At 58.6% G+C, this 8,589-nt stretch carries 6 protein-coding genes; 2 read left to right on the top strand and 4 right to left on the bottom strand.

Going from position 1 to position 8,589, the window contains the following annotated elements:
- The first annotated feature begins 234 nt into the window (after positions 1 to 234).
- Together MOV14_RS09860 and MOV14_RS09865 are read left to right on the top strand one after the other, a co-directional pair.
- Positions 235 to 1,110: a hypothetical protein gene (locus MOV14_RS09860; protein WP_318537162.1), complete on the top strand. Its 876-nt coding sequence runs from the start codon at positions 235 to 237 to the stop codon at positions 1,108 to 1,110.
- Entirely contained in the window at positions 1,107 to 2,546 is a 1,440-nt protein-coding gene (locus MOV14_RS09865) for a serine/threonine protein kinase (protein WP_318537163.1), read from the top strand. Before MOV14_RS09860 ends, MOV14_RS09865 begins: the two co-directional genes overlap by 4 nt.
- On the opposite strand, the gene MOV14_RS09870 is transcribed toward MOV14_RS09865, so the two are convergent.
- From MOV14_RS09870 to MOV14_RS09885, 4 genes are all read right to left on the bottom strand, one after another.
- Positions 2,532 to 4,160: a hypothetical protein gene (locus MOV14_RS09870; protein WP_318537164.1), complete on the bottom strand. Its 1,629-nt coding sequence runs from the start codon at positions 4,158 to 4,160 to the stop codon at positions 2,532 to 2,534. The genes MOV14_RS09865 and MOV14_RS09870 overlap by 15 nt on opposite strands.
- A gap of 3 nt (positions 4,161 to 4,163) precedes the next feature.
- Positions 4,164 to 5,099, bottom strand: coding sequence for a hypothetical protein (locus MOV14_RS09875; protein WP_318537165.1), 936 nt, complete (start codon positions 5,097 to 5,099; stop codon positions 4,164 to 4,166).
- A gap of 584 nt (positions 5,100 to 5,683) precedes the next feature.
- Positions 5,684 to 6,466, bottom strand: coding sequence for an ankyrin repeat domain-containing protein (locus tag MOV14_RS09880; protein WP_318537166.1), 783 nt, complete (start codon positions 6,464 to 6,466; stop codon positions 5,684 to 5,686).
- Between the two features lie 471 nt (positions 6,467 to 6,937).
- Complete coding sequence (locus tag MOV14_RS09885) at positions 6,938 to 8,209, bottom strand: serine/threonine-protein kinase (protein ID WP_318537167.1); 1,272 nt, start codon at positions 8,207 to 8,209, stop codon at positions 6,938 to 6,940.
- Between the last annotated feature and the right edge of the window lie 380 nt (positions 8,210 to 8,589).

Raw genomic sequence — 8,589 nt, forward strand, 5'->3', positions numbered from 1 at the left:
GAAAAGGTTGTTTTTGAGTCACGCGAGAACCGGTTGAACTAAACCAAAGATATCTTCTTGAAAAAGCTTAAGTATATGCTTAAAGAAAGTGCTATAGTGATGAGTGGCTCCGATGAAGGAATCTTGGAAAAGCTCTATGAAGAATGGGAGAATTTAGGAAGGCTAAGAGAGTTTCTCAATCGCACTGAACGAGACTTTAGCGATGCATTGGGCATGACCGAAAGATGCCTTCCAATGAGGGAGATATTCAGCGCCATTCAAAAAGCCCACACATTTGTCGACGTCATTTCCCAAACATTTACCAGCATTGTTTCCCAAAGCTTTCCCATCAGCGTTAACACCCTGGAAACCTACCTGAAAAAACTAAGAGAGGACGCTGACACCCTCTACAGTTTCCTAGAGGAGAAAACTTCCGAGGACATCCACATGATGGAATTACGCATATGCGAGAATAGAGAACTTCAAGGATACATAATTAACTTCATCACGAGAATCAACGCAGACATCAGAGGCTTCACCGACGCGGTTAACACACTGAGAGACATGATCGCCGAAGAGATCATTAGAAGAGGGGGGAGAGACATGATCTCGGGAGAGATCATTCGAAGAGGAGGAGCCCCGATTCCCCCGCAGCCTCCTCCACAGCCCCCTACTCCTGTTAAGTCGCTCTCGGTCGGCGTTTTCCACTACAGAGTGACGTCAACCCCTGTGGTCTTCATCCTCGGTCGTTGCGACCCAGCAGACCCGAGTGAGCCGAGCCACCTCTGCGTGAAGGACGAGGGCGGGCAGACGCTATACCTGTTCAAGGACATCGAGTGCCTTTGGGGCTGTCCTCGGGATGACGCGCCGGAAGGGTGTACTCACAGGAAGCACGCGGAGATAAGAGTCGAGGAAAATGCTGTGAGGATCAGGAAGCTCGGCACCTTCCCGATCTACGAGTGCACTGCTGCCGGTCTCCGGGAGGTAGACTCGCTCGAGCTCAGGCCCGGTCAGAGGGCCTTAATATCCCTGGCGGGCCTGAGGAGACTCGGGGCGCGCGGGGAGAGGTACACGGTGCACGGAGAAGGGCGCGCAACAGCCCTCCCGTGCATCGAGGTGTCCGTGAGTTGAGCTTTGAGCGGCTTGTAGAGAGGGTTTCATACCTACTGGAGGCGTACGGCAGGCATGGGAGCCCAGCCGACTACGCGTACAGGCTTAGCGAGCTCTGCGCGCTCGCGGACGAGCTGGGGGTGCCTGGGCTGTGCGACTACGGCAAGCGCTCGTTGGAGCAGTGGGTCAAGGAGGGTAAGAGCCAAGGCTACATCCTGAGCAAGCTCAAGGAGTGGTGTGACCTCCTCGTTGACAAGGCCCCGCTACTCAGGGAGGCGTCCGAGGATTTGAGAAGGCGCATCGCAACCCCCGACGACCTCAAGCAACTGCAACCCCCGCAGCCAGGCGGGGTTATCCTTACCCGCTCCGTGATAGTGAAGAGAGGCGCCTCAGGTAGGCTCTACCTCGAGTTGAGGAACGACACCGACTTTAGGGCTGTCGTCACTCGGGTCGTGTTCGACGGCGACGTTAAGCTGGCGCTCCCCCTTGGCTTCATCGAAGTCAGGCCTCGTAGCTCAGCGCTCATTGAGAGGGAAGTGCTCGTGAAGTCTGATCCAAGCTACGTGGAGGTCAGCTTTAAGCAAGTGGGCGGCGAGAATCGCCTTAAGGGGGGTGTCTCGCTGAGGCTTGCCGAAAAAGCTGTGGACTACAGGGAGCTACTCGGGAAGCCTGTCGAGGCGCTAAGGTCCGCCTCAAGTGTGGAGGCATGCCGTGAGAGGGTGACCACGCGGGAGAGGTTCGGCGAGTGGGAAGCCTACTGCAAGCTCTCCGAGGGAGGGTTTAGCGAGACTTACCTAGCCACGCGGGGCAAGGAGTGGGGGGTGGTGAAAGTCGCGAGAGAGGATCCCGAATCGAGGAGGGCGATCGAGAGGGAGTATGATATCCTCTCCTCCGCTAAGGGCCTCCCGGGGAACGTGAGGGCTCACGTAGTCGAAGTTATTGACCACGGGGTCAGCGCGGTCGGGCTACCTTACATCGTTCTCAGGTACTACCCAAAGGGGAACCTGCTGAGCGTGGCGGGGCGGCTCGACGAAAAGAGCGCCCTGGCCGTGCTCCTGCAAATCGGCGGAACCCTCATGGAGCTGTACACGAGGGGAATAATAAGGAAGCACGGGGACCTCAAACCCGAGAACGTGCTCATAGACGACGAAGGGAGACCTGTGATAGCGGACTTCGGCGTAGCCCTCGAGCCAAGGTACACGATGAGGAGTCAGGCCACGACACCCGGCTACGGTTGCAGAGCCGACGACGAGCGGGCGGACGTCTACGCGCTGGGAAGGCTCCTCGTGGACATGATCAGGGGGGTCGAAGCCCCAGAGGATAGCGTCCCCGCCTCTTTAAGCACTCTCGTGAGAGCCTCCCGCGCCAAGAGAGGGGACGGTTCCTGCGACCCCGCTAACATACCCAGGATGGAGGAGTTCATCAAGGTGGTACAAGACCGCTTACTGCTCTTTTAACACCCTGGCAGCCAGCTCCTCCTTCTCCGCCCTGCACTCGGCTAGCTGTTTTTTAGTACTCTCGAGCTCCTGCCGTAGCGACTCGTTGCTCTTGATAACCTCCTCGTACCTCATCCTGAGGCTCTCAAGCTCCTTCAGCTTCTCCTCGTACTCCCGAGCCTGATCCTCAGCACGAGCCCTCGCCTCCTCGAACCTGGCCATAGCCTTCAGCAGCTGCTCCCTAACACCCTCCAGCCTCCGGCGCTCCTCCTCCGCCCTCCTGATCTCCTCTTCCACCTTTTTCCTCCTCTCGGAGACCTCTTGCTCGAACTTCTCCCACTCGGCCTTCAGCTCCGCCTCGCGGGCCTCGATCTCCTTCTCTCTGCTTTCAACAGCCTTCTCCCTGGCCTCTACCGTGGCGCGTAGCCTATCAACCTCCGCCTTCAGACTCTTCAAAGCGCTCTCCCTGTCCTGGACTTCCCTCTCCTTCTCGGTCAGCGCCTTCTGCTGCTTGTCCAGTTCCCTTTGCTTCTGCTCGAGGAAGGAGAGCCTTTCCCCGATCACCCGGAGCATGTCCTCGGCCTGCTTCATCCTAAGCTTCAGCTCCGACTCCCGCTGCACCAGCTCCTGCTCCAGCTTCTGCAGCGACGCCTCGCGCATCTTGAGCTCGTTCTCACGCCTCGAGAGCTCCTCCTCCCTTTCCTGCAGTCTCCGCTCCAGGCTCTTGAGCTCCTCTTCCCTCTCCCTAATCTTATTGCTCTCCTTTTCTAGAGTCTTCTTCAGCTTATCGAGCTCCTCCCTCTCCTGCACCACGCGCGCTAGAACCTCGGAGACCTCCTTCACCTTCTCGACAAGCTCACCTTCCCGAGCGTTGATGAACCCAAGCCTCGATTTTATGTTCTCCTCCAGCTTTTCCAGAGTCGAGGCGAGCTCGTCCCGGCGCTTCTCGAGCTCCTCCACATCTCCGGCCAGCTTCTCGTGAAGCTGCCTCAGCCCCTCCAGCTCCTTCTCCCTCTTCTCCACCTCCGCCAGTCTCCTCGCCAGAGCCTCCTCCCTCGACGCGAGCTCTTTGGCCCACGAGTCCAGCTTAGACCTCGCCTCCATGAGCTCTCTGAGGGTGTCGTTCAGGTGCGAGACCTCCTCGGATATAGTCCTCCTAGCGCTCTCCGCCTCGCCGGCCATTTTCCTGAAACTGCCCTCGAGGCTCAGAGAGAAGGCCTTCATCTCCTCAACTGTCTTTCCGAGAACAGAGTAGGCGTCCGTTAACGTCTTGAGGGAGGATTGCAGGAGCTCAAGCCCCTTGTTGATCTGCTGCTTCCTTGTCTCCAGGTCGTGGATGCTCTTCGCGACGCTGTACACCTCTTCTTCGTACTTCTTCACTTGCCTAAGCCTCTCCTCGAGGTCACCTCTTATCTTCTCAGCCTCGCCGACGAACTTGCTGAGAGACGCGTTGAAGCTATCGAGGAGAGAGCGGGTAGTTTCGTCGAGCCTCGCCAGCGCCTCAGGGAACTTGTACATGATCGCGAAAACAGCCTCATCCCTGGAGAGCTCTTCGTTCTTTGCGATCTTCTTCTGGTGGAGCTTCTCCGCCTCCTTCTGGGCCAGCTTCACTACCTGCTCCAGAGAGTAGGACATCGTTTACTTCTCGGAGAGTTTGCTAATAAGGTTTTTCTCACAGCAGAGGTCTAAGGAAGAGGCGAACGTGTCGAGAGCCCTGTTCAAGTCTTCGCGCAGGGCCTCCAAAAGAGCCACGACCGAAGCCGCGTCGTCCGCGGTTGCGAGCACCCTGCCGCCGAGCTCGTCTAGCCTCCTGTTGACGTCGCTCCTCAGGCTCTCAAGCTGCTGCTTAACGCTCTCTAGGAACCTGGACTGCTCCCTAAGCATCCTGTCAGACGCCGTGCTTACGGTGCGCTGAACCTCCCTCACCCCCTCATCCAGCCTCGCAGTCTGGTTTGAAAGCTCGCCCCTCACGACCTCGAGAGTGCCCCGAGCCACGTCGTCCAAGGCGGCGCGTATCCCCTCGCTGTACTCCAGCAGTTTCAACAGCTTCTGCTCGCACTTCTGATCCATCTGAGCCACCTTGCTGTTGATCTCCGCCGTCTTGCTCAGCGTGGAACTCTGCAGCTCCACAAGCTTCTCGAGCGTGCCGCTTATCGAGCCCAGCCCAGACGACATCTGTTGCTCCAGCGTCTCAAGCACCTCCCTATTCTCCCGAACAGCGCTCCCCAGCGAGCGCCCCAGCTCCTCCACTGAGCGCGAAACCAAGCCTATGCGCTGATCCAGCTTGGACAAGCCCTCGGAAAGCTCCTCAGCCACCTCCTCCACCTGCCCGAGCAACTCCTTCCTCGTAGCCTCCACCTCTCCCTCAACCTCCTCAAGCCGCTTGCGGAACGCCGCGTCGACCGAGCGAATCTCCGCGCGCAACCCAGCAAGAGCGTCAGAGAGCTTAGCAAGGCTCCCTTCCAAACCCCCCACAGTGCTCTGCAGGCTCCTAAGCGACGACCAGAGGCTCCCCACCTGTCGCTCAAGCCCCTCGATCCGCTCCCTAGCCCAAAGATCCTCCGCGTAGCTCAAAGCCGAGCACCCCCAATACACCGCTAAAACACACATAAGCGTTTCTACGCACTTAGGCTCTGTCCCCCTGACCGTGCAACTGAGACAAAGAACTAGGAAAGTCTCGGGGGCGAACAGACTGCGTAACCTATTTAGCTAGCTCACTCCCTGCACAGGGACAGTGCTGCTGCGGGTTGCTCCGACAGGTTAGACGAGTAGATCGGAGTAGTCTCTTAATAGTTGCCATCGCGCTCACCTTCATCCCCACAGGGCTTCACAGGATGGATGTGCCAGTTGATGCGCTACTCATCCTAGCCGGTTATAGCGCTAATCGCAGTTTTATACTAATTGTTATCTTCTAGAGCTCCCCCTCGAAGGACGGAGAGAAGGCCGACGGTACCATACCGGCTTCAACCCTTTAACTGCTCCCTGATACTCTACAATCACGTCCTCGCACTACCGTTCACACTCAGAGACTAGTGAAGAGATGAGGCACCAGCCTACGCCGCATGTAGCTAATAAGCTATAACCTGCCCCCGCTACAACTCCGCCATCATCTCAGAGTACTACTCGACGCTGGACCATAGCTCTACTGTAGGTCCAGCTTACAGCTTAGCACCGCACCTCCAGCAGTACTTCGCCCAGGGCTCTACTGGGGCGCCGCAACTCGGGCAGGCGCGTAGCGTTGCCTGCTCCCGGAGCGGAGAGCGCTCCGCCCGCTCGGCTGCCTCGAGCCACACGACTCTCCTCTCCTCCCCGCCCTCCCACCTGGCCACTAGGACGACGGGCACTCTTCCAGCTTTCTTCAGCCTCACTGGGATCTCGATGAGGCCCTCGGCTTCGCCGGGGTCCAGCCAATCCACCTCGCCCTCAAGCAGAAGCCTAGCCCTGCCGCTGAGCCTGACCTTCAGGGAGCCCCACTCGCCAGCAACAAGCCGGGGGGCCTCAACCGACACGAGGAGCTGCTCCGCGGGCTGGCTTTTCACAGGTTGTAGCCTAGCTGGCTGGGCCGACCGCCCCTCCTCCGCCGACTCGAGGAGCCTAACAACCTCCACGTGACCTCTCTCCCGGGCGAGATCCCAGGGCGTCCTGCCATACTCGTCCCTAGCGTCCACGTCAGCGCCGCTATCGACGAGAAGCTTTACCACATCCAGGTGGCCGTTCATAGCGGCATAGTGCAGCGGCGTATCGCCAAACACGCCCCTGGCGTTCACGTCTGCCCCCTTCTCTATCAGGAGCCTAGCCACATCCAACTTGCCGGCAATAGCGGCGAAGTGCAGCGGCGTCCAGCCGATATTGTCCCTGGCGTTTATGTCAGCGCCTCGCTCGAGGAGCATTCTAATTTTTTCCAAGTCCCCTATACCTGCCGCGAAGTGGAGTTCGCTCATCGAGCCCAACTCAGGGAGCCTGGATAAAAGATTTTAGCCTTGAATTTGCAGAAGGATGGAATGGGAAACCGCTCCTAGTGTCAATTGATGGAGGTGGGGTTGTGGGGGTGGAAGGGCTCCCTGGCTGGGAGTTGCTTAAACGAGAGATAGCCTTAAGGGTGGGTATTGCCAGGAGGCTAAGATCCCGTCCGTAGTTACCACGTTTCTGGCTAGGGCTTGTAAGATGGGTCTGCACGAGCGTGAGCAGGCTTGAGGGAAAGCCCGTATCCAGCACGTGAAAAACCCTCAGGACTTCTGTAAGCAACAGGCATGTCGCATGTAACAGCGACGGGAGCCACGGGCGCGGGTGGCTCACGGAGGGGTATGCGCTATGCCTCTCTGAGCTTTAAAGGCTAAGCGAGCGAAAAATGTAGCATAGCGGTTGCCTCCTGAGCACTTAAGCTCTGGAGCGCCAAACCCCTGCACCTGAGCCTAGCGCACCGAGCTCGCCTTCAGCAGGGCGCAGGCCTTTTTTGAAACGTCCTCCGCGGAGGGCCTCCTCGCGGGGTCAGGCGCTAGCATCTCTCTCAGCAGCGCGGCGAGCCTCCAGTCGAGCCTCCCTGTTCTCCGCTCCACCTCCTCCCTGCTTGCTTGCCTCCCGTCGAGCGGCTCGCCGGTGGCTAGGTGCAGCAGCGTGGAGCCCAGCTGGTACACGTCCACCCTGTCCTCGAGGCCCAGCTCGGCAACCCTCCTCCGCAGACTCTCGTCCACCTGCTCCGGCGCAGTGTAGCCTGGCGTGAAGGCCGAGGGGGGCCCCGGGCTCCTGGCCACGAGCTTCGCGGAGGAGAAGTCGGCGAGCTTCGCGACGCCCCCGACTAGGAGGATGTTGGAGGGCTTCACATCTCCGTGCACCACCCCGCGCCTGTGGACGTAGCGCAGCGCGTCGCCGACCTGCACAGCCAGGAGCAGGAGGCTGTCCGCGGACGGCCTGTACCCACTTCGCAGCTGCCAGTCTAGTGAGCCGCCGTCAGCGTACTCGTAGACCAGGAGGGACTTCCGGGCCTCAAGTAGCCTGAGTAGGTGCGGGTGGCTCAGGCGCATCAGCGCCTCGACCTCGGGCGGCGGAGAGTCGAGCGTGGGCCTCTCACGGCCGAGGAGCACGCTCTCAGCGTAGTGCGGCAGCTTGACCGCAACTCTCCCCTTATCGCTGTCGCACAGGTAGACCACGCCCCACCCGCCCTCGCTGAGCTTGCAGCACCTGACCCTTGTCGCCCCGAGAAGATCCCTGAGCCACGCCACCTCGATCGTGGGCTCGCAGCCGTAGCCAGTAGAGGTGCCGGGAAGAGGGCGGCTGAGGAAGGGAACAACGTCGTCGTAGGAGCACTCAAGGAGAGGAGTAACAGGTGTTCTTTTGGGCTTCTCAAGCAACTCTTCAGAAACAGGTGTTCTCCTGAGCCTTTCGAGTAGCTCTTCGGCCGAGTCGAGGTCCCCGGCCCTTACCCTGCTCACAACGTCCTCGCACATTCTCCTTAGCGCGGGGCCAGCGCCCTCGCAGATGCGCCTCACCTCGGAGGCTATCCTTCTCTCCCTCTCCGCCTCCCTCCTCGCCTTCCTGAGGAGATCCAGGCACCCGGTGTAGTCGTCTTTCATCAACCGCTCCTTTGCCTCCCTCAGGAGGTGCTTCGCTGAAGCGAAGCCATAACCATTCACCATAACTCTTTTGAGTTCTCCCAGCGCTCTCTCAACCTCGTCGAGCGCGCTCATAGAAAGCCTACTCTTATTACCCAGAAAAGCTTTAAATAAGCTTTACCTCCCTCCTAACACGCGGCTCCCTTTTACAATGAATTAACACCTCCTTCACGGGTTATCGTGGCAAAGCCCCTCCCCTAAGCTTAATGCGTACTTAAGTTGCTTGCCAAAATCATGTATGGAATATTGTGTCTCAGTGAAGAATAAGAAGCAGAGGAAAATGGAGAAAAGTTCAGCGTTTGCTAAGAGCATAGCTACACTGTACAGGTTGCTCGCGTAGTCTCTTCCACGAGACAATGGATATCAAGTGGCTTAGTTGTATTGCCTTTGCTCAACACTCACTAGATGAGCGATGATACGCGGCTTGGCTTTTCCCTCGTTCACAATCTAATTTG

Origin of the sequence: Infirmifilum sp. NZ, assembly GCF_022693705.1 — an archaeon.
Lineage (GTDB): Archaea > Thermoproteota > Thermoprotei > Thermofilales > Thermofilaceae > Thermofilum.

Excerpts from the sequence above, each read along its gene's own strand:
- MOV14_RS09860 (WP_318537162.1), top strand. The coding sequence starts at position 235 with ATGAGGGAGATATTCAGCGCCATTCAAAAAGCCCACACATTTGTCGAC.
- MOV14_RS09870 (WP_318537164.1), bottom strand. The coding sequence starts at position 4,160 with ATGTCCTACTCTCTGGAGCAGGTAGTGAAGCTGGCCCAGAAGGAGGCG.
- MOV14_RS09880 (WP_318537166.1), bottom strand. The coding sequence starts at position 6,466 with ATGAGCGAACTCCACTTCGCGGCAGGTATAGGGGACTTGGAAAAAATT.
- MOV14_RS09885 (WP_318537167.1), bottom strand. The coding sequence starts at position 8,209 with ATGAGCGCGCTCGACGAGGTTGAGAGAGCGCTGGGAGAACTCAAAAGA.